Source organism: Pigmentiphaga sp. NML030171, from assembly GCF_002188635.1.
Classification (GTDB): Bacteria; Pseudomonadota; Gammaproteobacteria; order Burkholderiales; family Burkholderiaceae_B; genus Pigmentiphaga; species Pigmentiphaga daeguensis.
Window position 1 is genome coordinate 112,019 of the sequence record NZ_NINX01000043.1, and the last position, 25,437, is coordinate 137,455.

At 66.6% G+C, this 25,437-nt stretch carries 22 protein-coding genes, 1 tRNA gene and 1 pseudogene; 10 read left to right on the forward strand and 14 right to left on the reverse strand.

The features are described from left to right. Positions 1-9 precede the first annotated feature (9 nt). Positions 10-816: a TauD/TfdA family dioxygenase gene (locus CDO46_RS22555; protein ID WP_087840833.1), complete on the reverse strand. Its 807-nt coding sequence runs from the start codon at positions 814-816 to the stop codon at positions 10-12. Positions 817-1,051: 235 nt separating this feature from the next. Here CDO46_RS22555 and CDO46_RS22560 point away from each other — a divergent pair, with 235 nt between their 5' ends. The 6 genes from CDO46_RS22560 (at position 1,052) to CDO46_RS28450 (ending at position 7,308) form a co-directional block, all read left to right on the forward strand. Then, positions 1,052-2,455, forward strand: a complete 1,404-nt coding sequence (locus CDO46_RS22560) for an MFS transporter (RefSeq protein ID WP_140416901.1) — start codon at positions 1,052-1,054, stop codon at positions 2,453-2,455. Between the two features lie 55 nt (positions 2,456-2,510). Further along, positions 2,511-3,263: a GntR family transcriptional regulator gene (locus CDO46_RS22565; protein WP_087840835.1), complete on the forward strand. Its 753-nt coding sequence runs from the start codon at positions 2,511-2,513 to the stop codon at positions 3,261-3,263. Positions 3,264-3,291: 28 nt separating this feature from the next. Beyond that, the gene (locus CDO46_RS22570; RefSeq protein WP_087840836.1) at positions 3,292-4,284 is read left to right on the forward strand and encodes a tripartite tricarboxylate transporter substrate binding protein; all 993 of its coding nucleotides are present in this window, start codon (positions 3,292-3,294) and stop codon (positions 4,282-4,284) included. 27 nt (positions 4,285-4,311) lie between these two features. Further along, entirely contained in the window at positions 4,312-5,013 is a 702-nt protein-coding gene (locus CDO46_RS22575) for a DUF1028 domain-containing protein (protein ID WP_087840837.1), read from the forward strand. 118 nt (positions 5,014-5,131) lie between these two features. Beyond that, positions 5,132-7,045 carry a bifunctional diguanylate cyclase/phosphodiesterase gene (locus CDO46_RS22580; RefSeq protein WP_087840838.1) on the forward strand — a complete coding sequence of 638 codons (1,914 nt, stop codon included), beginning with the start codon at positions 5,132-5,134 and terminating at the stop codon, positions 7,043-7,045. Between the two features lie 92 nt (positions 7,046-7,137). Beyond that, positions 7,138-7,308, forward strand: coding sequence for a hypothetical protein (locus CDO46_RS28450; RefSeq protein ID WP_176400825.1), 171 nt, complete (start codon positions 7,138-7,140; stop codon positions 7,306-7,308). Positions 7,309-7,569: 261 nt separating this feature from the next. On the opposite strand, the gene CDO46_RS22585 is transcribed toward CDO46_RS28450, so the two are convergent. Then, on the reverse strand, positions 7,570-7,866 hold the full coding sequence (locus tag CDO46_RS22585) for a BrnA antitoxin family protein (protein WP_254914655.1): 297 nt from the start codon (positions 7,864-7,866) through the stop codon (positions 7,570-7,572). Next, on the reverse strand, positions 7,853-8,119 hold the full coding sequence (locus CDO46_RS22590) for a BrnT family toxin (RefSeq protein ID WP_087840839.1): 267 nt from the start codon (positions 8,117-8,119) through the stop codon (positions 7,853-7,855). Before CDO46_RS22590 ends, CDO46_RS22585 begins: the two co-directional genes overlap by 14 nt. Positions 8,120-8,375: 256 nt before the next feature. On the opposite strand from CDO46_RS22590, the pseudogene CDO46_RS28455 reads away from it, so the two are divergent. Continuing rightward, positions 8,376-8,480 (forward strand): annotated as a pseudogene (locus CDO46_RS28455) (integrase); the annotation flags it as partial. Between the two features lie 78 nt (positions 8,481-8,558). Here CDO46_RS28455 and CDO46_RS22600 read toward each other — a convergent pair. From CDO46_RS22600 to prpB, 4 genes are all read right to left on the reverse strand, one after another. Further along, positions 8,559-8,637, reverse strand: a tRNA-Ile gene (locus CDO46_RS22600). 46 nt (positions 8,638-8,683) lie between these two features. Continuing rightward, positions 8,684-10,132, reverse strand: a complete 1,449-nt coding sequence (locus CDO46_RS22605) for a bifunctional 2-methylcitrate dehydratase/aconitate hydratase (protein WP_087840840.1) — start codon at positions 10,130-10,132, stop codon at positions 8,684-8,686. A 155-nt stretch (positions 10,133-10,287) separates the two neighbouring features. Beyond that, on the reverse strand, positions 10,288-11,463 hold the full coding sequence (prpC, locus tag CDO46_RS22610) for a 2-methylcitrate synthase (protein WP_087840841.1): 1,176 nt from the start codon (positions 11,461-11,463) through the stop codon (positions 10,288-10,290). 151 nt (positions 11,464-11,614) lie between these two features. Further along, positions 11,615-12,517 (reverse strand): methylisocitrate lyase, encoded by a 903-nt coding sequence (gene prpB, locus CDO46_RS22615; RefSeq protein WP_087840842.1) that lies wholly within the window; start codon positions 12,515-12,517, stop codon positions 11,615-11,617. 209 nt (positions 12,518-12,726) lie between these two features. Here prpB and prpR point away from each other — a divergent pair, with 209 nt between their 5' ends. Beyond that, positions 12,727-14,697 (forward strand): propionate catabolism operon regulatory protein PrpR, encoded by a 1,971-nt coding sequence (gene prpR / locus CDO46_RS22620; RefSeq protein WP_087840843.1) that lies wholly within the window; start codon positions 12,727-12,729, stop codon positions 14,695-14,697. Positions 14,698-14,700: 3 nt separating this feature from the next. On the opposite strand, the gene CDO46_RS22625 is transcribed toward prpR, so the two are convergent. After that, positions 14,701-15,894: an acyl-CoA dehydrogenase gene (locus CDO46_RS22625; RefSeq protein WP_087840844.1), complete on the reverse strand. Its 1,194-nt coding sequence runs from the start codon at positions 15,892-15,894 to the stop codon at positions 14,701-14,703. A gap of 168 nt (positions 15,895-16,062) precedes the next feature. On the opposite strand from CDO46_RS22625, the gene CDO46_RS22630 reads away from it, so the two are divergent. After that, entirely contained in the window at positions 16,063-16,971 is a 909-nt protein-coding gene (locus tag CDO46_RS22630) for a LysR family transcriptional regulator (RefSeq protein WP_087840845.1), read from the forward strand. A 260-nt stretch (positions 16,972-17,231) separates the two neighbouring features. On the opposite strand, the gene rpoD is transcribed toward CDO46_RS22630, so the two are convergent. The 4 genes from rpoD to rpsU form a co-directional block, all read right to left on the reverse strand. After that, positions 17,232-19,592: an RNA polymerase sigma factor RpoD gene (gene rpoD, locus CDO46_RS22635; protein ID WP_243724448.1), complete on the reverse strand. Its 2,361-nt coding sequence runs from the start codon at positions 19,590-19,592 to the stop codon at positions 17,232-17,234. 283 nt (positions 19,593-19,875) lie between these two features. Then, positions 19,876-21,891: a DNA primase gene (dnaG, locus tag CDO46_RS22640; RefSeq protein ID WP_087840846.1), complete on the reverse strand. Its 2,016-nt coding sequence runs from the start codon at positions 21,889-21,891 to the stop codon at positions 19,876-19,878. Positions 21,892-21,928: 37 nt separating this feature from the next. Then, positions 21,929-22,390 carry a GatB/YqeY domain-containing protein gene (locus tag CDO46_RS22645; protein ID WP_087840847.1) on the reverse strand — a complete coding sequence of 154 codons (462 nt, stop codon included), beginning with the start codon at positions 22,388-22,390 and terminating at the stop codon, positions 21,929-21,931. Positions 22,391-22,558: 168 nt separating this feature from the next. Further along, positions 22,559-22,771 (reverse strand): 30S ribosomal protein S21, encoded by a 213-nt coding sequence (rpsU, locus tag CDO46_RS22650; protein WP_087782307.1) that lies wholly within the window; start codon positions 22,769-22,771, stop codon positions 22,559-22,561. Between the two features lie 147 nt (positions 22,772-22,918). Here rpsU and tsaD point away from each other — a divergent pair, with 147 nt between their 5' ends. Further along, a complete protein-coding gene (tsaD, locus tag CDO46_RS22655; protein ID WP_087840848.1) occupies positions 22,919-23,947 on the forward strand; it encodes a tRNA (adenosine(37)-N6)-threonylcarbamoyltransferase complex transferase subunit TsaD in 1,029 nt (342 codons plus the stop codon). 240 nt (positions 23,948-24,187) lie between these two features. Here the strand turns inward: tsaD and plsY are convergent, their stop codons facing one another. Continuing rightward, positions 24,188-24,820 (reverse strand): glycerol-3-phosphate 1-O-acyltransferase PlsY, encoded by a 633-nt coding sequence (gene plsY, locus CDO46_RS22660; RefSeq protein WP_087840849.1) that lies wholly within the window; start codon positions 24,818-24,820, stop codon positions 24,188-24,190. Between the two features lie 124 nt (positions 24,821-24,944). Next, positions 24,945-25,430, reverse strand: coding sequence for a Cys-tRNA(Pro) deacylase (gene ybaK, locus CDO46_RS22665; protein ID WP_087840850.1), 486 nt, complete (start codon positions 25,428-25,430; stop codon positions 24,945-24,947). Positions 25,431-25,437: the final 7 nt, after the last annotated feature.

Below are 25,437 nucleotides of genomic sequence, written 5' to 3' on the forward strand. Positions count from 1 at the left end.
GATGGGGATCTAGTCGATGTCGAAATAGGCTTCGGGCTGGGAACCGGCGATGGTCACGCGGTTCAGGTAGCGCGGATAGTCGCCGTAGTCATGCACGGCGTAGTGCGTCGTACAGCGGTTGTCCCAGATGATCGCGTCGCCCGCCGACCACCGGTGCCGGTAGCTGAACGCCGGCTGGCCGTTGTAGCGGCGCAGCCAGTCCAGCAGCAGCGCGCTCTCTTCCCTGCCTATCCCTTCCAGGTGCTCGGCGTGGGCGCTCAGGTAGAACACCGGCCGGCCGCTGACCGGATGCCGGATCACCAGCGGATGCGCAAAGCCGGGCAGGTCGTCGCGGCTCGCGCCGGTGCGCACCTTGACCTGTCCGCGGTTGTAGTGCACCGCGCGGATCCGCTTGATGAGCCGTTTCACGCCCTCCGGCAAGTACTCGTAGACCAGGTACTGGTTGCACCACATCGTGTCGCCCCCGAGCGGCGGCAGATCGATCGCCGTCAGGAACGACAGGTATGGAGGAAACTGATCGTAGGTGCTGTCGGCGTGCCAGCGCTCGGAAATGGCGAGCGCCTTGCCGTTGTTCTTGATGGGAATCGCATGGCGATGCCCGTCGATGGGCTTGAGGAAGGAACCCAGCCAATGTTCGCCGAAGCGTCCGGCGAAATCCTCCAGGCCGCCGGCGTCCAGGAACTGGCCGGGCAGATGGATCACGCAATGCTCGGCTATGAGGGATTTCAGCCGTTCGACGTCGGACGGCGTCGCCTCGGACGCCTTGAAATCGGTAATGCGCACGCCTACGGTCGGCGTCAGGGCCTGGACTTCCATGAATCTGTCTGTCGTCGTTGCGAAGACCGGCAAGCTTAGTCAGCTTGTCCGTTGAAGCGAACAAATAAGATCGACTATCGACATGCGTTTTTCGCACCGGCCCGGCATGCCCGGAAGCGGATAAGGTCATGCGCAATCCTTCGTTCGCCGCGACCTGCGCCGCGTGCATCATGCGGGCTCCCCATGTCGTTTGCCGCGATGCCCGGCCCCGGGCGCCGCACGAGGCCTCATCCGCGTGTCCGCACCAGACTCCCCCTCCTTCCCCGCGCCGGCGGACGACGGCCTGCGCATGCCGCGGCGCGCCGTGGCGGTCGGCGCCATCACCCTTGCCGCCATCCTGAGCGTGCTGGACGGCAGCATGCTCAACGTCGCGCTGCCCTTGATCTCCGCCGAGACCGGCATGTCTCCCGCGGCATCCGTCTGGCTGCTCAACGCCTACCAGCTCACCATCGTGGCCAGCCTGCTGCCGCTTGCCGCGGCGGGAGAACGCGTGGGCTATGCCCGCGTCTTCCGGCTGGGACTGCTGCTGTTCACGCTCAGCGCGCTGGCCTGTGCCTTCGCGCCCGATGCCCGGACGCTGGTGTCGGCCCGCATCGTCCAGGGCCTGGGCTCGGGATGCATCATGAGCAGTGCCGCGGCGCTGCTGCGCGCCGCCTACCCCGCACGCCTCTTCGCCACCGGCCTGGGCATCAACACCATGGCCGTGACGCTGGCCGCCGCCGCGGGCCCCGCCCTGTCGTCCGCCATCCTCGCCGTCGCGCATTGGCGCTGGCTGTTCTCGATCGCCCTGCCCGCCGGCACCCTCGCCTGGTTCTGCGCTTTCGCCCTGCCCGCGACGCCGCGCCGCCCGACCCGGCTCGACCTGCCCAGCATGGCCCTGAACGTCGCGGCCCTGAGCCTGACCGTCATCGGCCTGGACCGGCTGGGCGTCCACCCCGCCACGGGCCTGGCCGTCCTGCTCGCGGCGGCGGCCGCCTGGCAGGCCTGGATACGCCGGGATGCCCGCCGCTCCCGCCCCCTGCTGCCGCTGGACCTGTTCGCCATCGTCCGCTTCCGCCTGTCCATCTTCACGTCCCTGCTGATGTTCGCGACGCAGATGGCCAGCCTGATCGCGCTGCCCTTCCATTTCCACGGCGACCGGGGCCTGACCCTGCCGCAGGCGGCGCTGCTGCTGACCGCATGGCCCATCGGCGCCACCGTCACCACCTTCTTCGCCAGCCGCCTGCTCGCGCGCTTCGGCGCGGCCACGCTGTGCGCCACGGCCGCCATCGTCATGGTGGCCGGCCTGTCGTGGATACTGCTGGCCCCGGACCACCTCTTCCTGCTGCTGGCGCCGGGCCTGGCGCTGGGCGGCATCGCCGTCGGCCTGTTCCAGGCGCCGAACACGCACGACATGCTGTCCAGCCCGCCGCGCGACCGGGTCGGCGCGGCCGGCGGCATGCAGGCCATCGCCCGCGTGGGCGGCCAGTCGCTCGGCGCCACGCTGGCGGGCATCGGCCTGGCGCAATCCGACCGCATCGGGCCGACCCTGGCGATCGCGTTCGCGATGGGATTGGCGCTGATGGTGCTGGCGGTGAACCTGCGGCGGCGGCGCTTACTGCCGGCCATGGAACGGACCGGGACGATGGCCCGCCCTTGACATCATGATGTCATGCCGTCATGATCACTACACATCATGACGGCATGACCTACGCATGAACCTTCCCAATCCGCTGCTTGCCGAAGGCGGCGCACCGCTGTACCGGCAGGTGGCCGAGCACCTCATCCAGCGCATCGCCAGCGGCCAGCTCGCCCCCGGGGATGCCCTGCCCCCGGAAGACAGCCTGTGCCGCGAGTTCGGCGTCAGCCGCATCACCGTCCGCAAGGCCGTCGAGGAACTGCTGGCCCGCCACCTGATCGTCCGCCGCCGCGGCGTCGGCACCTTCGTCAACGATCCGCGCCGGGCCACCAAGGACGTGACCTTGGTAGGCGTGATCGACGAGGTCCTGCCGCGCAACCAGGTCACCGTCGTGGACGAGGCCTGGACGCCCCTGCCGGCCAGGCTGCGCGAACTCTTCGGCCTGGGCACGCAGCAATGGAAATGCGTGCGCGCGGTCAACCACGTGGCGCCCGCCGAACCGCTGGACTACGCCCACTTCTACTTCGCCGAACACGTGGCCGACGGCATAGGCGCCGCCGAGGTGGCCGGTCCGCTGCCGCCGGTCAAATACCTGCAGACCCGCCTGAACGTCCGCATCGACCACGCCGACCAGCTCGTCGAGCCCCTGGCCGCCACCCGAGAGATCGCCGCCCGCCTGGGCATCCCCCGGAACACGCCGGTGCTGCGCGCCACCCGCATCTACTACGACATACAGAACCGGCCGGTGGAGATCGTCGATGCGGTCTATCACCCCGAACGCTACCGATACACGGCCACCCTCTATCCCAAGACGGGAGCCGGCAACTGATTCCTCGTCGTCTTTCCAAGGACACGCCATGCGCTCGAGCAGATGGAACGGCAAGTTGTCGAAGTGGTCACGCTACCTGTTGCTGGGGGTAGCCATAGGAAGCAGCCAGGCGGCCGCGCAGGACTATCCGGCGCGACCGGTCAAGCTGGTCAGTCCGTGGGCGCCCGGCGGCGCCAACGACATCTTCTGCCGGGCGCTGGCGCAGAAGCTGACCGAATCGCTGGGCCAGCCCGTGGTCGTGGAAAACCGCCCCGGCGCGGCCGGCACCATAGGCTCGGACTACGTGGCCAAGGCGCCGGCCGACGGCTACACCCTGGTCATGGGCAGCTCGCCCACCCACTCCATCGCGCCCGGCCTGTATCCCCGGCTGCCCTACGATCCCATGCGCGACTTCGCGCCCGTTACGCTGGCCGCCGTGGTGCCCAACATCCTCGTGGTCCATCCCTCGCTGCCGATCCGGTCGGTGCCCGAGCTGATCGACTATGCCAAGGCCCACCCCCGCCAGCTCAACTTCTCGTCCACCGGCAACGGCTCCTCGCAGCACCTGTTCGGCGAACTCTTCAAGTACCTGGCCCGCGTCGACATCGTCCACGTCCCCTACAAGGGCACGGGCCCGGCGCTGAACGACCTCCTGTCCGGCCAGGTGCAGATGGCCTTCGAGAACCCGCCCGCCCTGCTGCCCCACATCCAGGCCGGCCGCCTGCGCGCGCTGGCGGTGGCGGGCACCAAGCGGTCGGCGTCGCTGCCCGACCTGCCCACGGTGGCCGAGGCGGGCCTGCCCGGCTACGACGTGGCCGTCTGGTTCGGCATCTTCGCGCCGGCCGGCACGCCCAGGCCCATCGTCGAACGGCTGCACAAGGACATCGCCGCGGCGCTTGCCTCGCCCGACATCAAGACGCGCATGGACGGCTTCGGCGCCGAGATCATCGGCGCCGGCCCCGGACAGTTCGATGCCTACCTGCGCGCCGAGATCCCCAAGTGGGCCGCCATCATCAAGGCGGCCAACGTCAAGGTCGACTAGCCACCACCCCGCCCCAAGGAGGTATCCATGACGTTTTCCGTGATCGCCCGCTGCCCGCGCACGGGCATGTTTGGCATCGCCATCGCCACGCGTCCCATGGCCATCGGCGCCAAGTGCCCGTTCCTGCGGCCCGGCACAGGGGGGCTGGTCGTACAGGCCAACGGCGACCCCCGCCTGGGGCCGCTGGGCCTGTCGCTGCTGGAACAGGGTTATTCCGCCCGCAAGGTGCTGAACGACATCATCGAAAGCGACGGGGAAGACAACATCGCCTGGCGGCAGATCGCCGTCATCGACAAGGACGGCCGGACCGCCGCCGTCACCGGCAAGGACAACGAGGACTGGAAGGGCCACATCGCCAAGCAGGACTATGTCGTGCTGGGCAACCGCCTGACCAGCGAGCGCACGCTCACCGCCATGTCCGAGGCCTTCGAACGGCACGCCGACCTGGAACTGGCCGACCGCCTGGTCTGCGTGCTGGAAGCCGCGCGCGACGCCGGCGGCCAGGTGGCCGGCCAGCACTCGGCCGCGCTGCTGGTGCACAACAGGAAGTCCTACGCCTGGGTCGACCTGCGGGTGGACGAACACGACGAGCCCATCGGCGAGCTGCGCCGACTATACGGCCTGTACGTGCCGCTGATCCCCTACTACGACCGGCGGCCGGCCAACCCCAGCATGCCGCGGGACGATGTGTGGCGGAAGGAAACCGGCATCCAGGGAGGACCAAGATAAGGGTTCCTGACAATACCGTTCCACCACGTCAAGGATCGATCATGCGATTACACTTTTGAAGCCAGACCGTAATCCGCCGCGCCGGGGGTGAGGAGTCGCACCTTCCGCGCGGGAACGTATGAACACCCTGTTCCCCCTCCTTTTGTCCGCCTTGACTCCGATCGCGCTGACTTCGGTCTATGTCGCGCTCAGGGCATGGCTGCCCGGCGGCAGGCAGGGGAACCTCCACATGTCGGTGCTGTTCGGCGCCGCGATGTGGCTGGCCATGATGTCCTCGGTCCACCACGGCCAGCACACCATCGCCGACATGCGGGGCGCCATCCTGGTGCTGGCCTACCTGTTCGGCGGCCCCCTGCCCGCGGTCGTCGCCCTGGCCATCGGCGCCGTCACCCGCTTCTGGATAGGCGGCCCCGTGGCGCCCATAGGCGTGGCCGTCCTGGCCACCATCTTCCTGGGCATCGTCTTCCTGGCGCGCTGGCGCGGCCTGGTACCCGAGTCCGGCGCGGTCTCGGCGCGCGCCCTCGCCACGATGGGCGCCTGGGCCTCGCTGAACCAGATCGCCGCGCTGTGGCTGGCCCAGGTGCACGGATCGCTGCTGATCGTCATGCCGCTTTCCCAGTTCTGCGTGACCATGATCGCGGGAGGCATGCTCATCCTCATTCAGCAGAAGACCAACCTGGGCCGCAAACTCAACGAACAGCAGGACCTGGTCAGGACGCTGCTGGTCCGGGATCGCGCCTCCGGCCTCCTGAACCGGGCCGGCTTCTGGCTCGAACTGGATGCCGCGCTTCGAAAACTCGCCGGCTCCGACGACAAGATCGTCGTGCTGCTGATATCCATCCGCAGGCTGCGCAACGTCAGCGTGACGCTGGGACCGCGCCTGTCCGAGTCCCTGCTGACCGAGGCGGCCCGCCGGCTCGAGGCCGTGGTGAAGAACCCCACCCTGGCGCGCTTCGACGACGGCACCTTCGGCCTGTTCGTCATGGCCGATCCCCTGGACGAGACCGTCGCGCTGGTCGACGACGTCTTCGCCGCCTTTCGCCGCCCCTTCCACTCCCATGGCCGCGACCTGCACCTGAGCCTGAACATCGGCATCAGCTCGTCCTCGGGCGACCACGATGCCCTCGAAACCCTCATCGCGCACGGCAACCAGGCCCTGGCGCGCTCCATCACGCTGGGAGAAAACCGGCTGCAGGTCTACGACGAAAACACCGTCGTACAAGCCGTCCGCCCCATGAAACTGGAGGTGGAACTGCGGCGCGCGGTCGAGACCGGCAACGAATTCCTCCTGCAATACCAGCCCAAGGTCCACCTGGATACCGGCAAGCTCCACGGCGTCGAGGCATTGTGCCGCTGGCATTCCCCGGCGCTGGGCCAGGTCGCTCCCGACGAATTCATTCCCGTGGCGGAAACCTCGGGCCTCATCGTCCCCCTGGGAGACTGGGTGCTACATGAAACCTGTCGCCAGCTCGTCGAGTGGCGCCGGCGCGGCTTCGTCCCGCCAGTAACGGCCGTCAACCTTTCCGCGAAACAACTGCTGGACGACGACTTTCCCGAAAAATCGTTGCGCTGCGTGCTGGGCCACGGCCTGAGCCCGTCGCAGATCGAGTTCGAACTGACGGAATCCTCCGTGATGACGAACCCCAACCTGTCGATCAACGTACTCAACCGCCTCAAGGCCCTGGGCTTCCCGCTATCCCTGGACGATTTCGGCAGCGGCGCCTCGAACATCGGCCACCTGAAAGCCCTGCCCTTCGACTGCATCAAGATCGACAAGAGCGTCATCGACGACCTGGGCGCCAGCGACGATGCCGAAATCGTCTGCCAGGCAATCTATGGGCTGGGAAGCGCGATGCACCTGGACATGGTCGCCGAAGGCATCGAGACCGAGGTCCAGCGCAACCAGCTGCGCAAGATCGGGTTTACCTTGGGACAAGGGTTTTATTTTTCGCCGGCGCTGAATGGGGATGAGTTGGCCACGGGGTGGCTGGCGCGAGGCTACAGGAGCCAAGGCGCGGAATCGGCCCTATGAGCTGTCGATTCCGGCCGCCTTCATTCGTCGTACCGGTGACACCGGTCGCCTCACAGGCTGGCCGGCTCTCGATATATGCTACCGAGGCCAACATGGCAACCCAAGAAAAAGTCACCGGTCCGGCGTCCTACTTCCCTTCGATCGAAAAGAAGCACGGCGAACTGCCCACCCCCGCCATGGCGAAACCGGGATGGGCTGCCGACGCGGGGCCGCTGGCTGCCCGACACAACAAAGCCAGCATTCCGCCCATAGCCCGCCCCTGAGCGGGCTTTCGCACATTCAACGTATGAAAATGTGCGAGGAAAACCATGTCAGGAAAAGCGGAACGGCGCGCCGCACGCGCCAGGCTGCGGCGAAAGCGGGCCTATTGGTGGGGTCACAAACTGACCGGGGAAGCTGAGCGGAGCAAGGTCATCGATACCCCAACGCCATGTAGCTGCTGGATGTGCGGGAATCCTCGCCGCCACTCGGGGGAGCGCACGGTACAGGAACGTCGATGGCTCCAAGACCTATGACCACGTTTTTTACGTCTTTTGCACAAGGTCCCGTGCCCGGTGATCCCGGAGCCAGTCCCGCAGCGCGTCATTCATCCTCGACTGCCAACCTGGCCCGCTGGATTTGAACGCGTCCACAACCTCCTGATCGTAACGGACCGTGAGTTGGACTTTCGTTTGAGCCGCGCGCGGGCGCCCAACTTTCCGCAGTTGCTTGAACTCTTCTTTGCCCAGCTCGTAGGTGTCAGGGTCCGCGGCGATGCCGGCGTTGATCGCCGCATCCTCGTCTGGGGTGGGCATGATGAGCCCTTTCTTAAGCTTCGGCATAAGCCTTCACCTCCCTGGAGTTCGCCTTGCGCAGGCTGATTACATGCATCACATCGCCACGCTGCGTGAACACGACACAGAACAGGCGTTGTTCGATAACCGCATACCCGATCTCTCGAAGTTCGCCATAGTCGTGCCGGGTATCAGGTTTCGACATCACTTCGGGCCAATCGATCCGAGCTGCGAGCGCCAAGGACACGCCATGCTTGCTCTGGTTGATTTGATCCTTGGCAGGGTCGAATGTGATTTCCATTTAATTATTGTAGCTACATAATTAGGGAGTGGCAATCTATTTTTGTAGCTACAGCGCCACCATTCCACGATTAGCAGCCCGGCCGCATCCAGCGCCTCGGTAATCGTCTGCATGGCCTGGGTTCTCCACCCTCGGCGTGGCGCGCTCGCTGCCCTTGCCCCGCAGTCCCCGTAGCCGGGACATGATCAGCCCGTTGTGTTTGGTAGCGGTGTTCCTATGCACGTCGCGGTGGTCCGCCAGCCGGCCCAGCTTCGAGGATTTCCACTTCCACGACCTGCGGCACACCTGGCCGAGCTGGCACGTTCAGCGCGGCACGCCGCTCATGGTGCTCAAGGAGCTTGGCGGCAGGGAACGGATCGATTTTGGTCAAACGGCATCGCGCAAAAAGAAACGCCACCGGTCAGGGTGGCGCCAAGTGCTTGATACCTGAGTAATTCTTTGGTGGGCCTCCTCGGAGTCGAACCGAGCACCAACGGATTATGAGTCCGCTGCTCTAACCAGGCATGAGCTAGAGGCCCGAGGGCGCAATTCTACACCGAGTTGCGCTCTCGGCCGGAGGACCGCTCAGATCACGTACAGATCCACGTACTCATGCACCGGCATGGCCTCCAGCGCCTGCTGGTCCAGCGACACGCCCAGGATGGTGTCCTGCTGCTTGGCCGGGAAGCGGCGGGCCAGGTTGGTCCGGAACTTGGCTTCCAGCAGCGGGATGCCGTCCTTGCGGCGGCGCTTGTGGCCGATGGGGTATTCGCAGACGATTTCCTTGAGCTTCTTGCCGTCCTTGAATTCCACGGTCAGCGCGTTGGCGATGGAGCGCTTCTCGGGGTCGTGGTAGTCCTTGGTGAAGGCCGGGTCCTCGACGCAGACGATCTTGTCGCGCAACTGGTCGATGCGCGGGTCCCTGGCGATCTCGTCCTCGTAGTCGCCGGCGGTCAGGCGGCCGAACAGGATGGGCACGGCCACCATGTACTGGATGCAGTGGTCGCGGTCGGCCGGGTTGTCCAGCGGGCCCTTCTTGTCGATGATGCGGATGCAGGCCTCGTGGGTGCGGATGGTGATCTTCTTGATGTCGTCCGCGCTGCGGCCCTGCTTCTGCAACTGCTTGTGGATGTCCATCGCGCATTCGACGGCGGTCTGCGAGTGGAACTCGGCCGGGTAGGAGATCTTGAACAGCACGTTCTCCATCACGTAGCTGCCGTAGGGGCGCTGGAACTTGAAGGGCTGGCCCTTGAACAGGACGTCGTAGAAGCCCCAGGTCTTGGCGCTCAGCACCGAGGGATAGCCCATTTCGCCGGTACGCGCGATCAGCGCCAGGCGCACGGCGCGGCTGGTGGCGTCGCCGGCGGCCCAGCTCTTCCTCGAGCCGGTGTTGGGCGCGTGGCGATAGGTGCGCAGGCTCTGGCCGTCGACCCAGGCCAGGGACACGGCGTTGATCAGTTCATCGCGGGTCAGCCCCAGCATCTGGCCGACCACGGCGGTCGAGGCGACCTTGACCAGCACCACGTGGTCCAGGCCGACGCGGTTGAAGGAGTTCTCCAGCGCGATGCAGCCCTGGATTTCGTGGGCCTTGATCATGGCGGTCAGGACGTCGCGCATGGTCAGCGGTTTCTTGCCTGCGGCGACGGCCTGGCGCGACAGCCAGTCGGCCGTGGCCAGGATGCCGCCCAGGTTGTCCGAGGGATGGCCCCATTCGGCGGCCAGCCAGGTGTCGTTGAAGTCCAGCCAGCGGATCATGGCGCCGATGTTGAAGGCGGCCTGCACGGGATCGAGCTGGAACTGGGTGCCGGGCACCTTGGCGCCGTTGGGCACGACGGTGCCGGGAACGATGGGTCCGAGCAGCTTGGTGCAGGCCGGATATTCCAGCGCCTCCAGGCCGCAGCCCAGGGTGTCGATCAGGCAGTTGCGCGCGGTCTCGTAGGCCAGCTTGCTGGTGATGCGCTTTTTCAGGACGTAGTCGACGATGTCGACCAGGACCTGGTCGGGTTTGGGACGGACAGTGGAAATAGAAGACATGGGGCCCCCCCCTACGCGCTTCGCGCGCCCCCCAGGGGGCGGCACCAGCGGACCGGCGGAGCCGGATCCGCGGTGCCCTGGATGGGCGGTTTGCGCTTTGCGGGTTTGATGGGTTGAAGGATGTTGGTTATTGCAGGAATGAAGCGGTCTTTTCTTTACTTGCGCTTGGCCAGCGGCACGAACTTGCGGTCTTCGGGGCCGGTGTAGTTGGCGCTGGGGCGGATGATCTTGTTGTCGATGCGCTGTTCGATGATGTGGGCCGACCAGCCGGCGGTGCGGGCGATCACGAACAGCGGGGTGAACATGGCGGTGGGAACGCCCATCTCGTGGTAGCTGACGGCGCTGAACCAGTCGAGGTTGGGGAACATCTTCTTGACGCTCCACATCACCGATTCCAGGCGCTCGGCGATCTCGTACAGCCGCATGTTGCCGGACTCCTTGGACAGGCGGTGGGCCACGCCCTTGATGACCTGGTTGCGCGGGTCGGACACGGTGTAGACGGGGTGGCCGAAGCCGATCACCACTTCCTTGTTCTCGACGCGGCGGCGGATGTCGGCCTCGGCCTCGTCGGCCGTCTCGTAGCGGCTCTGGACCTCGAAGGCGACTTCGTTGGCGCCGCCGTGCTTGGGTCCGCGCAGCGCGCCGATGGCGCCGGTCAGGGCCGAGTACATGTCCGAGCCCGTGCCGGCGATGACGCGGGCGGTGAAGGTGGAGGCGTTGAACTCGTGTTCGGCGTACAGGTTCAGCGAGGTGTGCATGGCCCGCACCCACGAGGCGGGCGCCGGCTTGCCGTGCAGCAGGTGCAGGAAGTGCCCGCCTATGCTGTCGTCGTCGGTATCGACGTCGATGCGCTCGCCGCGATGGCTGTAGTGGTACCAGTACAGCAGCATCGATCCCAGCGAGGCCATGAGCCGATCGGCGATATCGCGCGCGCCGGGCAGGTTGTGGTCGTCCTTCTCGGGCAGCACGCAGCCCAGGGCCGACACGCCGGTGCGCATCACGTCCATGGGGTGGCTGGCCGCGGGCAGCCATTCCAGCGCCGCCTTCACGTTCGCGGGCAGGCCGCGCAACGCCTTCAGCTTGGTCTTGTAGGCCGCCAGTTCGTTGCGGTTGGGCAGCTTGCCGTGCACCAGCAGATAGGCGATCTCCTCGAACTCGCACTCATCGGCGATGTCCAGGATGTCATAGCCGCGATAGTGCAGGTCGTTGCCGCTGCGGCCCACCGTGCACAAGGCGGTATTGCCCGCCATCACGCCCGACAGGGCCACCGACTTCTTCGGCTTCGGCCCCGCGGCCGGCTGGTCTTTCTGATTCGATACCGTTGCGCTCATCGTCTCACTCGCTCCATTTGGCAGTTGTTACTACTGTTGAGGTCCACCCCCTGGCGGCCTTCGGCCGCTCCCCCTCAAGGGGGCGGCGCTGGCGGACCGGCAAAGCCGGATCCGCGGCGCCCTGGGGGGACGCGTCAGCGCGTAGGAGGTACTACTTCTTAGGGCCCCCTTTTTTGAATAATGCATCCAAATGCTGTTCGAACGCGTGATAGCCAATGCGATCGTACAACTCCTCGCGCGTCTGCATCATGTCGATCACGTTCTTCTGGTGCCCGTCGCGGCGGATGGCCGTGTAGACGGTTTCCGCGGCCTTGTTCATGGCGCGGAAGGCGGACAGCGGATACAGCACCATGGACACGTCGGCGCTGCGCAGTTCCTCCACCGTGAACAGCGGCGTCTGTCCGAACTCGGTGATGTTGGCCAGCACCGGCACCTTCACGGCGTCGACGAACTTGCGGTAGGTGGGCAGGTCGTAGGCGGCCTCGGCGAAGATGCCGTCGGCGCCCGCTTCCACGCAGGCCTGGGCGCGCTCGATGGCGGCGTCCAGCCCCTCCACCGCGATCGCGTCGGTGCGCGCCACCAGGAAGAAGTCGGGATCGGTCTTGGCATCGGCCGCCGCCTTGACGCGGTCCACCATTTCCGCGGCCGAGACGATTTCCTTGCCCGGACGGTGGCCACAGCGCTTGGCGCCGACCTGGTCCTCGATGTGGCAGGCAGCGGCGCCGGCCTTGATCAGGCTCTTGACCGAACGCGCGATGTTGAAGGCCGAGGGGCCAAAGCCGGTATCGATGTCCACCATCAGGGGCAGGTCGCACACGTCGGTGATGCGGCGCACATCGATCAGCACGTCGTCCAGCGTGTTGATGCCCAGGTCGGGCATGCCCAGCGAGCCGGCTGCCACGCCGCCGCCCGATACGTAGACGGCGCGAAAGCCCGCGCGCTTGGCCAGCAAGGCGTGGTTGGCGTTGATGGCGCCGATGATCTGCAGGGGATGTTCTTCGCGCAGCGCCTGGCGGAAGCGGGCGCCGGGCGAGGCGGGTCGTGAGGAGGTCATGGCGATGACTCGGACTAGGGAAAACTCAGCTTACTGCAAAGACCGTGCCATGCGTGGGCCAGGGCCGCCCCTTCCCCGCGCCAGGCCGCATGGCCACAGGCTTTGCCCGCGGCGTCCCAGGCGTCGACGGACTCGCCCGCCCGCCTTTGACGGCAGATTCATTTCACATTTGAAATCTATATAATCAAATCTGCAATACGGATCTTGCCATGGACCTCCCTGCCGCGCTTCCCCCCCGCTCGCAATCCCGGCCCGTCATCTGGACCATGGGCATCAGCCGCGTCTCCCGCGCCTTCGCCGAACTGGCTCCGGCATATGCCGGACAAGCCGATTTCCGCATCGTCGACGAAGGCTTCGAGACGGCGGCCCGCTCGATCAACGAGGCGGCGCGCCAGGGCCTGGTCGATGCGGTGGTCGCGGGCGGCTCGAACGGCGCCTACCTGCGCCAGCACGTGGACGTGCCGGTCATCCTGATCAAGGTCACGGGCTTCGACGTCATGCACGCCCTGACCACCGCCAGGCAGTTGTCCAGCCGCCTGGCCCTGGTCACGCACGCCTCCACCTTTCCCGAGACCGAAGCCTTCAAGCAGGCCTTCGGGCTGGACTTCCCCAGCCACAGCTACGTCACGACCGAGGACGCCGCCGCGCAGGTCAAGGCGCTCAAGCGCGCCGGACTGGAGGTCATCGTCGGCCCCGGGCTGGTTTCGGACCTGGCCGAGCAACAGGGCCTGGCCGGCGTCTTCCTTTACTCCAGCAATTCGATCCGCGTCGCAATGGAAGACGCCATCGAGGCGGCCCGGCTCGCGCGCATCGAACAGCGCCGCCGCGAATACCTGAACACGGTGCTGTCCCACCTGAACGAAGGCGTGGCCGCGGTGGACGCCGAAGGCCGCATCCAGTCGCTCAATCCGCCCATGGAGCGGCTGCTGGGCCTGCGGCGCGAACAGGCCATCGGCCAGCCGCTGGAGGAAGCCGCGCCGGCCATCTCGCTCGACGGCCCCCTGCGCCACGGGCAGAAAGAACTGGAGACCATCCAGAAGGTGCGCGACAAGGTGCTGATCCTCAACCGCATCCCCATCCTGAGCGGCGGCGAACTGCTGGGCGCGGTGGTCACGGCCCAGGATGCCCAGGCCATCCAGCGGGTGGACCGCAACCTGCGTACCGGCGCGCCGGCGCGGCCGTCGGGCACGCGCTACGACCTGGACGACCTGCTCGGCAGCTCGGGACCCATGCAGCGGGTGCGCGAGCTGGCCCGGCTGTACGCCGGCGTCAGCTCCACGGTACTGATCGAGGGCGAGAGCGGTACCGGCAAGGAGGTGCTGGCGCAGGGCATGCACCGCGCCAGCCCCCGCCGCGACTTTCCCTTCGTCGCCATCAACTGCGCGGCCTTCCCCGAACCCCTGCTGGAAAGCGAACTGTTCGGCTACGAAGAAGGAGCCTTCACCGGCGCGCGCAAGGGCGGCAAGACCGGCCTGTTCGAGGCCGCCCACAACGGCACGCTGTTCCTGGACGAGATCGGCGACATGCCCCTGGCGCTGCAGGTGCGCCTGCTGCGCGTGCTGCAGGAGCGGCAGGTGCTGCCGGTAGGCGCGCTGGAACCGGTGGCGGTCAACGTACGGGTGATCGCGGCCACCCACCGCGACCTGCAAGCCATGGTGCGCGCCGGCGACTTCCGGCAGGACCTGTTCTACCGCTTGAACATCCTGCGCATCGCCATGCCGCCGCTGCGCGAGCGCGAAGGCGACATCGACGAACTGGCCGAGGAACTCTACGCCCGCGCGCAGCGGCGGCTGGGCATGGCCCGGCCCGTGCGCCTGCCGGCCTTCGTCCGATCACGGTGCGCGCAATACGCCTGGCCCGGCAACCTGCGGGAGATGGAAAACGTGCTGGAACGGGTGGCGGTATCGCATGCGGGCCGCAAGATCGGCCGCAAGGAACTGGAGCTGGAACTGGAGATCACCGTGCCCGAGCTGTACGGCGGCGGGGACGAGGCGCCCGCCGCCGGAGGCGAGGCCGCCTTCGCGCCGCTGGACGAGATCGCCCGGACCAGCCAGGCCGCCCACGCACGCCGGGTGCTGGACGCCTGCCATGGCGACCGCGCGGCGGCGTGCCGGATACTGGGCATCAGCCCCGCCACGCTGTGGCGCAAGCTGAAAGAGGCGCCGCCCGGCGCCTCGTAAGGCCTAGCAGAAGGCCTGGATGCCCGTCTGGGCGCGGCCCAGGATCAGCGCATGGATGTCGTGCGTGCCTTCGTAGGTGTTGACCACCTCGAGGTTGACGACGTGGCGGATCACGCCGAACTCGTCGGAAATCCCGTTGCCACCCAGCATGTCGCGCGCGACGCGGGCGATGTCCAGCGACTTGCCGCAGGAGTTGCGCTTCATGATGGAGGTGATCTCCACCGCAGCCGTCCCTTCGTCTTTCATCCGTCCCAGGCGCAGGCAGCCTTGCAGGCCCAGCGTGATCTCGGTCTGCATGTCGGCCAGTTTCTTCTGCACCAGTTGGTTGGCGGCCAGCGGACGGCCGAACTGCTTGCGGTCCAGCACATACTGGCGGGCGGTGTGCCAGCAGTACTCGGCGGCCCCCAGCGCGCCCCAGGCGATGCCGTAGCGTGCGGAGTTCAGGCAGGTGAACGGCCCCTTCAGGCCGGCCACGTTGGGCATGTAGTTCTCTTCCGGCACGAAGACCTCGTCCATGACGATCTCGCCGGTAATGGACGTGCGCAGGCCGACCTTGCCGTGGATGGCGGGGGCCGACAGACCCTTCCAGCCCTTCTCCAGGATGAAGCCGCGGATGTTGTCCTTACCGTCCTCGTCCTTGAGTTTGGCCCAGACCACGAACACGTCGGCAATCGGCGAGTTGGTGATCCACATCTTGGCGCCGCTCAGGCGGTAGCCGCCGTCCACCTTGGTGGCGCGGGTGATCATGGAGCCGGGATCCGAACCGTGGTTGGGCTCGGTCAGGCCGAAGCAGCCGATCAGCTCGCCGGTGGCCAGCTTGGGCAGGTATTTCTGCTTTTGCGCCTCGGTACCGAACTCATGGATGGGGACCATGACCAGCGAGGACTGCACGCTCATCATCGACCGGTAGCCGGAATCGACGCGCTCGACCTCGCGCGCGATCAGGCCGTAGCTGACGTAGTTCAGGCCGGGGCCGCCGTATTGTTCGGGAATGGTGGGCCCCAACAGGCCCAGCTCGCCCATCTCGCGGAAGATGGCGGCATCGGTGCGCTCGTTGCGGAACGACTCCAGCACGCGCGGCATCAGCTTGTCCTGGCAGTATGCCGCCGCCGCTTCCCGCACCATGCGCTCGTCGTCGGTCAGCTGCTGGTCGAGCAGCAAGGGGTCGGCCCAGTTGAATTGTGCAGGCTTGTGCATAAGATTCATGTCTCGCAAGTAGTTGGGGAAACAGGAGACACCGTGTCCTCCCGGCGAATTTCCTGCAAGATATACGGATTCGAGCACTACGCCAAACGAGTTCTTTTCACTTATCTGTGCGTTTTCCGCACTTGGTAAAGTAGAGACTGACGATTCCGGGGCCCCCTCATGCGCCGCAAGTTGCCCAGCACCGCCGCCCTGGCCGCCTTCGAGGCGGCCGCGCGCCACCAGAGCTTCACCAAGGCCGCGGCCGAACTGGCCCTGACCCAGAGCGCCGTCTGCCGCCAGATCGCCGGCCTGGAATCCTTCCTGGGCCTGAAGCTGTTCCGCCGCACCCGGCGCGGCGTCACCCTGACCCAGGCCGGCCAGACCTACGGCGAGACCGTGGCGCGCCGCCTGGACGAGGTCGAGCGCGACACCCTGGACCTGATGGCCCGGCGCGGCGAAGGCGGCGTGCTGGAACTGGCGTCCGTGCCCACCTTCGCCACCCGCTGGCTGCTGCCGCGCCTGGCCGACTTCGAACGCCACGCCCCCAACATCGTCCTGAACATCACCCCCCAAAGCCGGCCCTTCCTGTTCGAGGGCACCCCCTTCGACGCCGCCATCTACGCCGGCGACGGCCCCTGGCCGGGCACCGAGGCGGTCTTCCTGATGCCGGAGAAGCTGGTCCCCGTGTGCTCGCCCAAGCTGCTGGGCGTGCGCAAGCGCATCATGCCCGGGCAGTTCTCGGCCTACCGGCTGCTGCAGCAAAGCACCCGCCCCTACGCCTGGCGGCAATGGTTCGCCGCGCAAAACGTCAGCCATCCGCACGACCTGGGCGGGCCGCGCTACGAACTGTTCTCGATGCTGGTGGAAGCTGCCGTGCACGGCCAGGGCATCGCCCTCGTGCCACGGCTGATCGTGGAAGAAGAACTCGCATCGGGCCGGCTGATCGTCGCCTGCGAACGCGAATCGGTGCGGGACAAGAACTACTACCTGGTCCTGCCCGAGTGGAAGGCCGACCACGAACCCCTGCACCTGTTCACGCAGTGGCTGGCCGCCCAGGCGGCCCAGTACCGGGCGCAGCATGGGCTATAAAAAACCCCACCCCCTACGCCCTTCGGGCGCCCCCTCAAGGGGGCGGCGCTGGCGGACCGGCAAAGCCGGATCCGCGGCGCCCTGGATCAAAGCAGCCATGCGGTGCTCCGCACCGTTGATATCACTGGGCAGCCAGCGAAGCACCGGCGCCACAACCCGAGATAAAGGAACTAGGCACAGGATGCGGTGGATCCGGCTCCGCCGGTCCACCCGCATCGCCCCCTGGGGGGCGCCCGTAAGGGCGTAGGGGGGGGACCCCTCTACTGCCCTTCCAGGAAGCTCTTGAGCTTGTCGGCCCGGCTCGGATGGCGCAGCTTGCGCAGCGCCTTGGCTTCTATCTGGCGGATGCGCTCGCGCGTCACGTCGAACTGCTTGCCCACCTCTTCCAGGGTCTGGTCGGTGCTCATCTCGATACCGAAACGCATGCGCAGCACCTTGGCCTCGCGCGGCGTCAGCGAATCCAGCACTTCCTTGACGACGTTGCGCATCGAACCGTGCAAGGCCGCGTCCGAGGGCGCCAGCGTGGCGGTGTCCTCGATGAAGTCGCCCAGGTGCGAATCGTCGTCGTCGCCGATGGGGGTCTCCATCGAGATCGGCTCCTTGGCGATCTTCAGGATCTTGCGGATCTTGTCCTCCGGCATGTCCATCTTCTGCGCCAGGGTGGCGGGATCGGGCTCGGCGCCCGTTTCCTGCAGGATCTGGCGGCTGATCCGGTTCATCTTGTTGATCGTCTCGATCATGTGCACCGGAATGCGGATGGTGCGCGCCTGATCGGCGATCGAACGGGTGATGGCCTGCCGGATCCACCACGTGGCGTAGGTCGAGAACTTGTAGCCGCGACGGTATTCGAACTTGTCCACCGCCTTCATCAGGCCGATGTTGCCTTCCTGGATCAGGTCCAGGAACTGCAGGCCGCGGTTCGTGTACTTCTTGGCGATCGAGATCACCAGGCGCAGGTTGGCCTCGGTCATCTCGCGCTTGGCCTTGCGGGCCTTGGCCTCGCCGGTGGCCATCTGCTTGTTGACGTCCTTGAGGTCCTTCAGCGGCAGCACCACGCGGGCCTGCAGGTCGATCAGCTTCTGCTGCAGTTCCTGGATGGCCGGGATCTGGCGCGACAGCGTCTCGGAATAATCGTGGCCGGCGTTGACTTCGCCAAGCACCCATTCCAGGTCGGTCTCGTGCCCGGGGAAGGCCTTGATGAAGTGCGTGCGCGGCATGCCGGCGCGGTCCACACAGATCTGCATGATCGCCCGCTCGAGCTTGCGGACTTCCTCGACCTGCGCGCGCAGCGTGTCGGCCAGCCGCTCGACCATCTTCGCGGTGAAGCGGATGCCCATCATTTCCTCCAGGATGGTTTCCTGGGCGGTGATGTAGGCTTCCGACTTGTAGCCCTCGCGCTCGTAGGCCTGGCGCATCTTGTCGAACCAGCGCTTGACGCTTTCGAACTTCTCCAGCGACTTCACGCGCAGCTCTTCGACCTGCTTGCTGCTCATGCCGCCGGCGGGAGCGTCGTCGCCCTCTTCGTCGTCATCGTCGGACGACGAGGTGACGCCCGAACCGGCATATTCCTCGCCATCGTTCGGATCGATCAGGCCGTCGACGATCTCGTCGATCTGGATCTCGGAGGCGCGGACGCGGTCTGCGTGCTCCAGGATCTCGTTGATCGTGGTCGGGCAGGCGGAGATCGCCATCACCATGTGCTTGAGGCCGTCCTCGATGCGCTTGGCGATTTCGATTTCCCCTTCGCGGGTCAGCAGCTCGACCGAGCCCATCTCGCGCATGTACATGCGCACGGGGTCGGTGGTGCGGCCGAAATCGGAATCGACCGTGGACAGGGCGGCTTCCGCCTCTTCCTCGGCATCGTCGTCGGACGAGGCGACCGGAGCGTTCTCGTTCAGCAGCAGGGTTTCGGCATCGGGCGCCTGGTCGTAGACCGAGATGCCCATGTCGTTGAACGTGCTGATGATGCCGTCGATGGCTTCGGCATCGACCAGGTCATCGGGCAGATGGTCGTTGATCTCGCCATAGGTCAGGTAGCCGCGGTCCTTGCCGAGCTTGATCAGCAGCTTCAGGCGATTGCGGCGCGCCTCGTATTCCTCGGGCGTCACGGGTCCGCGGGCGATCAGGTCCTTGGGATCCGCCTTGCCGCGCTTGCCCCGTCCCTTGGGGATCTTGATTTCGGGAATCGGTTCGGCGTCGACGTCGCCATCGCCCACATCGTCGAAATCGCTGCCGGAGGACTCGGCCTGCTTGGCGTCCTTGGGCGGACGGCCCGGCCGCCGGCCCGCCGGCTTGGCCAGCAGTTCAGCCAGCTTCTTCTCGGCGTTCTTCTTGTCGGCGGCGGTCGCGGTCTTGGCCGCCGTCTTGGTGGCCTTCTTGGCCGCCTTGGCGGCGGGCTTGGCCTTCTCGGCGGGCTCGGCCACGGCGTCGAAGTCGGCGTCGACCGTCGGGGCGGCGGCTTGCGGGTCCAGCAGCTTGGTGCGGGCCCTGCCAGCCGACTTGACCGTCACCTTGACGCCGCTGGCGGCCGCCGTCTTGGACGCAGCCTTCTCCTTGGCCTTGTCTTGCCCTTCGGCTTTGGATTTGTTCACAGTCAGCGTCTTGCCTGTCGTTTTCGCCATGGTCGGTCAACCACTCCTAATATTTCATCCGGTGGCTGGATCGCTCCAGCCCCCAACCCGCGGGTCGGCACTCGTGCACCGATCTCGGCCGCCGCCGGGTACACGCGGCATACAACACTCGGCCTGCTACTGCTTGGATACATCCCGGCCGGATATCGGACAAGGCGTCTGGCAACCGCCGCGCCCCACGCATCCGGCAAGGGTCTCTGGCAAGATTGCGCATAGCAAAATCCATACCAGAAAACGGGAAAAAATTCTCCCGATCTAACCTACGGTAAACCCTCTATTCTAACACCCTCGGCTTCTTCAACTCTAGGATTCTTTCGGTCAGGGCAAGATAGCGGGCCTTGTCCTGCTCATCCTTCAGGCCCGAGGCCGCCAATTGCTGCTGTTCCGCGACGGCGGCGTGCAAGGCCACCATGCGTAGCGCGTCGTGCAGTTCCGCGTCGGGATTGGGCAACTCTTCTTCATAGATGGTGGCCGTCGACGCCATCACAAGAGTCTGCGACAGCTTGCTGCCCTCGGCCGCCTGCAACAGCGCGCCCGCATGCTGGGCGCCGGTCTCGCGCACCAGCGCCAGCAGCGCCTTGACCGATTCGTATCCTTGGTTGGCCTCCAGCAAACGTTCGGCATCTTCGTCCATGTGCCGGACCAGGCCTGGATGCGTCAGCAGCAGCTGAAGCAAACGCCCCGCTATCGGAATCACCTTGGCCCGCGGGCCCGTATAGCCCTGCGGCCGCTCGTCGCCATAGCGACCGTCGCGGTCCCGGAAGCGCCCGCTCTTGAAGCGCCCCGGCCGGAACCCGCCGCCCGTGGCCGGCCCGGCGGGCCGATCATGGAAATCCGGGGCAGGTTCGTAGAAATGGTCGTCAGGCGGTTCGTGGTCGGGCCCCCAATCCGGGGCGTCGGCACTGTCCTGCACGCCATTATTAGACTCTGAGCGGGCCGGCACCGGGGAAGTTCCCCGCATCTGGGCGGGGGTCTGCACCAGTGGCCCGCTGGGCACGTCCTGCAACGGAACCAACTGGGCCAGCTCTTCGGTGGTCAGGCGGGTCAGTTGCGCCAGTTCCCGCTGCACCTGCATGCGCAGCGCGCCGGCCGGCATGGCCTGCAGCAGGGGCTTCGCGTCATGCACGCAGCGCGCCCTGCCCTCGGCCTCGTCCATCTGGTGCCGCTCGGCCAGCTCGCCCAGCATGAACTGAGACAAGGGCATCGCCTCGTGCAAGGCCTTGCGGAAGCGTTCGGCGCCGAATTCGCGCACGTACGAATCAGGATCGTGCTCGTCCGGCAGGAAAAGAAAGCGGATCGATATATCGTCGCGCAGCAGCGGCAGGCAGGCCTCCAGCGCGCGCCAGGCGGCCTTGCGTCCGGCCTTGTCGCCGTCGAAGCTGAAAATCACGCTGTCGCTGGCGCGCAGCAGCTTCTGCACGTGCACCGGCGTGGTTGCCGTGCCCAGGGTGGCCACCGCGCATTCGATGCCGAGCTGCGCCAGCGCCACCACGTCCATATAGCCCTCGACCACCACCACCATTCCTTCCTTGCGGATGGCCTGCCGTGCTTCCCAGAGTCCGTACAGCTCGGATCCCTTCGAGAAGATGGGTGTTTCGGGGGAATTGAGGTATTTGGGCTCGCCCTTGCCGATGATGCGGCCGCCGAAGCCGATCAGGTGGCCCCGGGCATTCCGGATGGGAAAGGTGACGCGCTCGCGGAACCGGTCGTAACGTCGGCCGTCTTCGCTCAGGATGACCAGTCCGGCCTCGACCAGCAGCGGATCGTCGTAATTGGGCAGGACCGCCGACAAGCCCTGGCGCTCGCCGCCGGCCCAGCCCAGCCCGAACCGGGCCGCGATCTCGCCGGACACGCCGCGCCCCTTCAGGTAGGCCACGGCCGCGCTGGCACCACGCAATTGCTGGCGGTACCAGGTATTGGCGGTTTCCAGCACCTGGCTGTGGCGCGACACCATGGCTTCGCGCTGCTGGCGCGCGGCCCGCTGCCGCGGGCTGCGCTCTTCTTCGGGCACCGACATGCCCACCATGCCCGCCAGCGAGCGCACCGCCTCGGGAAAGCCGGCGCCGGTGTGCTCCATCAGGAAGCGGATGGCCGTGCCATGGGCACCGCACCCGAAGCAGTGATAGAACTGCTTGGTGGGGCTGACCGTGAAAGATGGCGATTTTTCGCCGTGGAAGGGGCACAAACCCAGCAGGTTGGCACCCGCCTTGCGCAACTGCACGTGCTGGCCCACGACATCGACGATGTCGACACGGGCCAGCAGATCCTGGATGAATGACTCGGGGATCATGCGCGCGGCACGAAGGAAGAACGCACGGCCTGCCGGCTCAACCCAGGCGGGCCTTGATCAGCTTGGACACTTCGGCCATGTCCGCACGGCCGGCCAGTTTAGGCTTGACCAGTCCCATCACCTTGCCCATGGCCGCGCCGCCGGTGACGCCCTGAGCCGAGACCTCGGCCACGGCGGCCGCGACCACCGCCTCGATCTCTTCCTGGGGAGCGGCCTGCGGCAGGAACTCCTGCAGGACCGCCATTTCCGCACGCTCCTGCTCGGCCGACTCGGTCCGGCCGGCCTGCTCGAACGAGGCGATCGACTCGCGGCGCTGCTTGACCTGCTTCTCGACGATGGCAACGATGTCGGCATCCGCCAGTTCGCGGCGCTCGTCCACTTCCTTCTGCTTGACCGCGGCCGACAGCAGCCGCAGGGTCCCGAGACGCTCGGTCGCCTTGGCGCGCATCGCGCTCTTGATTTCATCGGACAGGCGGGCTTTGAGGGTATCTGCGCTCATGAGGGATTCCGCGATAAGAAGAAAAACCGGGCGCCACGACGGACGCGAGCCAGGACAGAGGATAACGGCAAAAACGCCAAAAGCCGCCCGGCTCGTGCCGTAGCGGCTCTGACAACTACTTTGCGAAACTACCGGAAAGCTTACTTCGCGCCAGGGGCGCGGCAGCAATCAGTACAGGCGCTTGGGCAGCTGCTGGCTGCGGATGCGCTTGTAGTGGCGCTTGACGGCGGCGGCATGCTTGCGTTTGCGCTCGGCCGTGGGCTTTTCGTAAAACTCGCGCGAGCGCAGTTCGGTCAGCAAGCCAGTCTTTTCAATGGTGCGCTTGAAACGACGCAGGGCGACCTCAAACGGCTCATTTTCTTTAACGCGAATTGTCGGCATGTAACGATTGCCTCGGGGTTGCTAGGGGTTGATCAAGCCTGCCAATATAGCAGATCCTTTTCCACATTGCCAACCCTTCCGCAGCCTCGGTGCTACACTGCCGCTAGGGTTAACTCTGATCATAATCGCGTCCACGCGTATTTTTCAATGATTGTCCTCGGCTTCGAAAGCTCCTGCGACGAAACCGGCGTCGCCGTCGTCAGCGCCGAACGCGGCTTGCTGGCCCACGCGCTGTACTCGCAGGTCGACATGCATCAGGCCTATGGCGGCGTGGTGCCGGAGCTGGCCTCGCGCGACCACGTGCGGCGGGTGCTGCCCCTGACCCGGCAGGCCCTGGACGACGCCGGCCTGACCCTGGACGACGTGGACGCCATCGCCTACACCGCCGGGCCGGGCCTGGCCGGCGCCCTGCTGGTGGGCGCCAGCGTGGCGCAGGCCATCGCCTGGGCCCGCGACCTGCCCTCCATCGCCATCCACCATCTGGAAGGGCACCTGCTGTCGCCGCTGCTGGCAACGCCCCGGCCCGAATTCCCCTTCGTCGCGCTGCTGGTCTCCGGCGGGCACACCCAGCTCATGCGGGTGGACGGCGTGGCCCGCTACGAATTGCTGGGCGAGACCCTGGACGATGCCGCCGGCGAAGCCTTCGACAAGACCGCGAAGCTGCTGGGCCTGGGATATCCCGGGGGACCGGCGCTGTCACGGCTGGCCGAATCCGGCGACGCCGGCCGCTTCGACCTGCCGCGCCCGAAGCTGCACAGCCCGGACCTGGATTTCAGCTTCAGCGGCCTGAAGACCGCCGTGCTGACCCGCATGAAGTCCCTGGACCCCGACGACGCCCAGGCCCGCGCCGACCTGGCCGCGGCCACCCAGGATGCCATCGTCTCGGTACTGGTCGCCAAGGCCGCCAAGGCCCTCGAGGCCACGGGCCTGAAACGCCTGGTGGTGGCCGGGGGCGTGGGCGCCAACCGGCTGCTGCGCGAACGCCTGGCCGCCCACCTCGCGCGCCTGCGCGCGCAGGCCTTCTTCCCGCCGCTGGAATTGTGCACCGACAACGGCGCCATGATCGCCTTCGCCGCCGCCCTGCGCCTGCAGGCCGGCCTGGCCGACCCCACCGAGCGCCACATGAGCTTCACGGTCCAACCGCGTTGGCCACTGGAGCCCCCCCCTACGCGCTGATGCGCGCCCCCCAGGGGGCGATGCGGGCGGACTGGCAAAGCCAGATCCGCCGCATCCTGGGTCTAGTGGGATCATCTTGGGTCGTGGCACGGTTGCCACCGCTGGCTGCCAGCGATGGCAAGTGCGTGGCGTGCCAAGAAACGGGCGCTAGATCGAGGGCGCAGCGGATCCGGCTTTGCCGGTCCGCCAGCGCCGCCCCCTTGAGGCGGCGCCCGAAGGGCGTAGGGGGTGAGCTTTCCCTCAGCGCGTAGGGGGGGGACTCCTCTTGCCGAGCTTGCTTTCCTTGCCGGCCATCAGCTTGGAGATATTCTGCCGGTGGCGGTAGAGCAGCATCAGCGCCATCAGGCCGATGGCGGTGCCGATACGGGAGTCGGCGGTCCAGGCGACGCCGTGGCCGAACACGTAATAGATGGGTGCGAAGATGGCCGCGACGATGGCGGCCAGCGACGAATAGCGGAAGAACACCGCCACGATCAGCCAGGTCGCCAGCGTCGCGACGCCCAGCCAGGGTTGCAGGCCCAGCAGCACGCCCAGCGCGGTCGCCACGCCCTTGCCCCCCTTGAACCGGAAGAACACCGGGTAGAGGTGGCCCAGGAATACCGCCAGCGCCACCACCGCGATCGTGGTGTCGCCAAAGCCAAGGCGATACGCATAGACCTGGGCCAGCCAAACCGCCACCCAGCCCTTGAAGGCATCGCCGATCAGCGTCAGGATCGCGGCGGCCTTGCTGCCGGAGCGCAGCACGTTGGTGGCGCCCGGATTTCCGGAGCCGTAGGTGCGCGGGTCGTCGAGCCCCATTACCCGGCTCACGACCACAGCGAACGAGATGGAACCGATCAGATAAGCGATGACGGCGGCGGCGACGGAGATCATGGATGGAAAACCCTTGGGCCTATGTGGCCACGTCACGGTGACGGTGGCATGACAGGCGGCGATTCTACCGGTTGGGCAGGGCACTGTCCCGCTGCAAGCGCACGAAAGCCGCCGCGCGTCCGCGTCACAGCGCGGCGGCGACCGGGACGGCCTTCAGCAGGCGGACGAGTTCGGCCGGATCGATGCCGACGAGATATCCCCGGCGCCCACCGTTGATCAGGATGCGCGGCAGTTCGAGCACGCTGCCTTCCACGTACACCGGCATGGCCTTGCGGGTCCCGAAGGGCGAGGTGCCGCCCACCTGGTAGCCCGAATGCCGCTGGGCCACCTCGGGCTTGCAGGGGGCCACTTTCTTGACGCCGATCTGCCGCGCCAGGTTCTTGGTCGATACTTCCTTGTCCCCGTGCATCAGGATGACCAGCGGCCGGGTGGCCTCGTCCTCCATGACCAGGGTCTTGACCACGATGTGCTCGTCCTCGCCCAATTGGCGCGCCGATTCGGAGGTGCCGCCGTGCTCGACGTAGTCGTAGGCATGTTCGGTGAAGGCGACGCCGTGCTTGCGCAGGAACTGCGTGGCGGGTGTTTCTGAAACGTGTCTGGCTTTGCTCATGGTGAAG

Bases quoted from the DNA above. Each gene is read 5' to 3' on its own strand.
- CDO46_RS22555 (WP_087840833.1), bottom strand. From the start codon at position 816: ATGGAAGTCCAGGCCCTGACGCCGACCGTAGGCGTGCGCATTACCGAT.
- CDO46_RS22565 (WP_087840835.1), top strand. From the start codon at position 2,511: ATGAACCTTCCCAATCCGCTGCTTGCCGAAGGCGGCGCACCGCTGTAC.
- CDO46_RS22570 (WP_087840836.1), top strand. From the start codon at position 3,292: ATGCGCTCGAGCAGATGGAACGGCAAGTTGTCGAAGTGGTCACGCTAC.
- CDO46_RS22575 (WP_087840837.1), top strand. From the start codon at position 4,312: ATGACGTTTTCCGTGATCGCCCGCTGCCCGCGCACGGGCATGTTTGGC.
- CDO46_RS22580 (WP_087840838.1), top strand. From the start codon at position 5,132: ATGAACACCCTGTTCCCCCTCCTTTTGTCCGCCTTGACTCCGATCGCG.
- CDO46_RS28450 (WP_176400825.1), top strand. From the start codon at position 7,138: ATGGCAACCCAAGAAAAAGTCACCGGTCCGGCGTCCTACTTCCCTTCG.
- CDO46_RS22585 (WP_254914655.1), bottom strand. From the start codon at position 7,866: ATGCCGAAGCTTAAGAAAGGGCTCATCATGCCCACCCCAGACGAGGAT.
- CDO46_RS22590 (WP_087840839.1), bottom strand. From the start codon at position 8,119: ATGGAAATCACATTCGACCCTGCCAAGGATCAAATCAACCAGAGCAAG.
- CDO46_RS22605 (WP_087840840.1), bottom strand. From the start codon at position 10,132: ATGTCTTCTATTTCCACTGTCCGTCCCAAACCCGACCAGGTCCTGGTC.
- prpC (WP_087840841.1), bottom strand. From the start codon at position 11,463: ATGAGCGCAACGGTATCGAATCAGAAAGACCAGCCGGCCGCGGGGCCG.
- prpB (WP_087840842.1), bottom strand. From the start codon at position 12,517: ATGACCTCCTCACGACCCGCCTCGCCCGGCGCCCGCTTCCGCCAGGCG.
- prpR (WP_087840843.1), top strand. From the start codon at position 12,727: ATGGACCTCCCTGCCGCGCTTCCCCCCCGCTCGCAATCCCGGCCCGTC.
- CDO46_RS22625 (WP_087840844.1), bottom strand. From the start codon at position 15,894: ATGCACAAGCCTGCACAATTCAACTGGGCCGACCCCTTGCTGCTCGAC.
- CDO46_RS22630 (WP_087840845.1), top strand. From the start codon at position 16,063: ATGCGCCGCAAGTTGCCCAGCACCGCCGCCCTGGCCGCCTTCGAGGCG.
- rpoD (WP_243724448.1), bottom strand. From the start codon at position 19,592: ATGGCGAAAACGACAGGCAAGACGCTGACTGTGAACAAATCCAAAGCC.
- dnaG (WP_087840846.1), bottom strand. From the start codon at position 21,891: ATGATCCCCGAGTCATTCATCCAGGATCTGCTGGCCCGTGTCGACATC.
- CDO46_RS22645 (WP_087840847.1), bottom strand. From the start codon at position 22,390: ATGAGCGCAGATACCCTCAAAGCCCGCCTGTCCGATGAAATCAAGAGC.
- rpsU (WP_087782307.1), bottom strand. From the start codon at position 22,771: ATGCCGACAATTCGCGTTAAAGAAAATGAGCCGTTTGAGGTCGCCCTG.
- tsaD (WP_087840848.1), top strand. From the start codon at position 22,919: ATGATTGTCCTCGGCTTCGAAAGCTCCTGCGACGAAACCGGCGTCGCC.
- plsY (WP_087840849.1), bottom strand. From the start codon at position 24,820: ATGATCTCCGTCGCCGCCGCCGTCATCGCTTATCTGATCGGTTCCATC.
- ybaK (WP_087840850.1), bottom strand. From the start codon at position 25,430: ATGAGCAAAGCCAGACACGTTTCAGAAACACCCGCCACGCAGTTCCTG.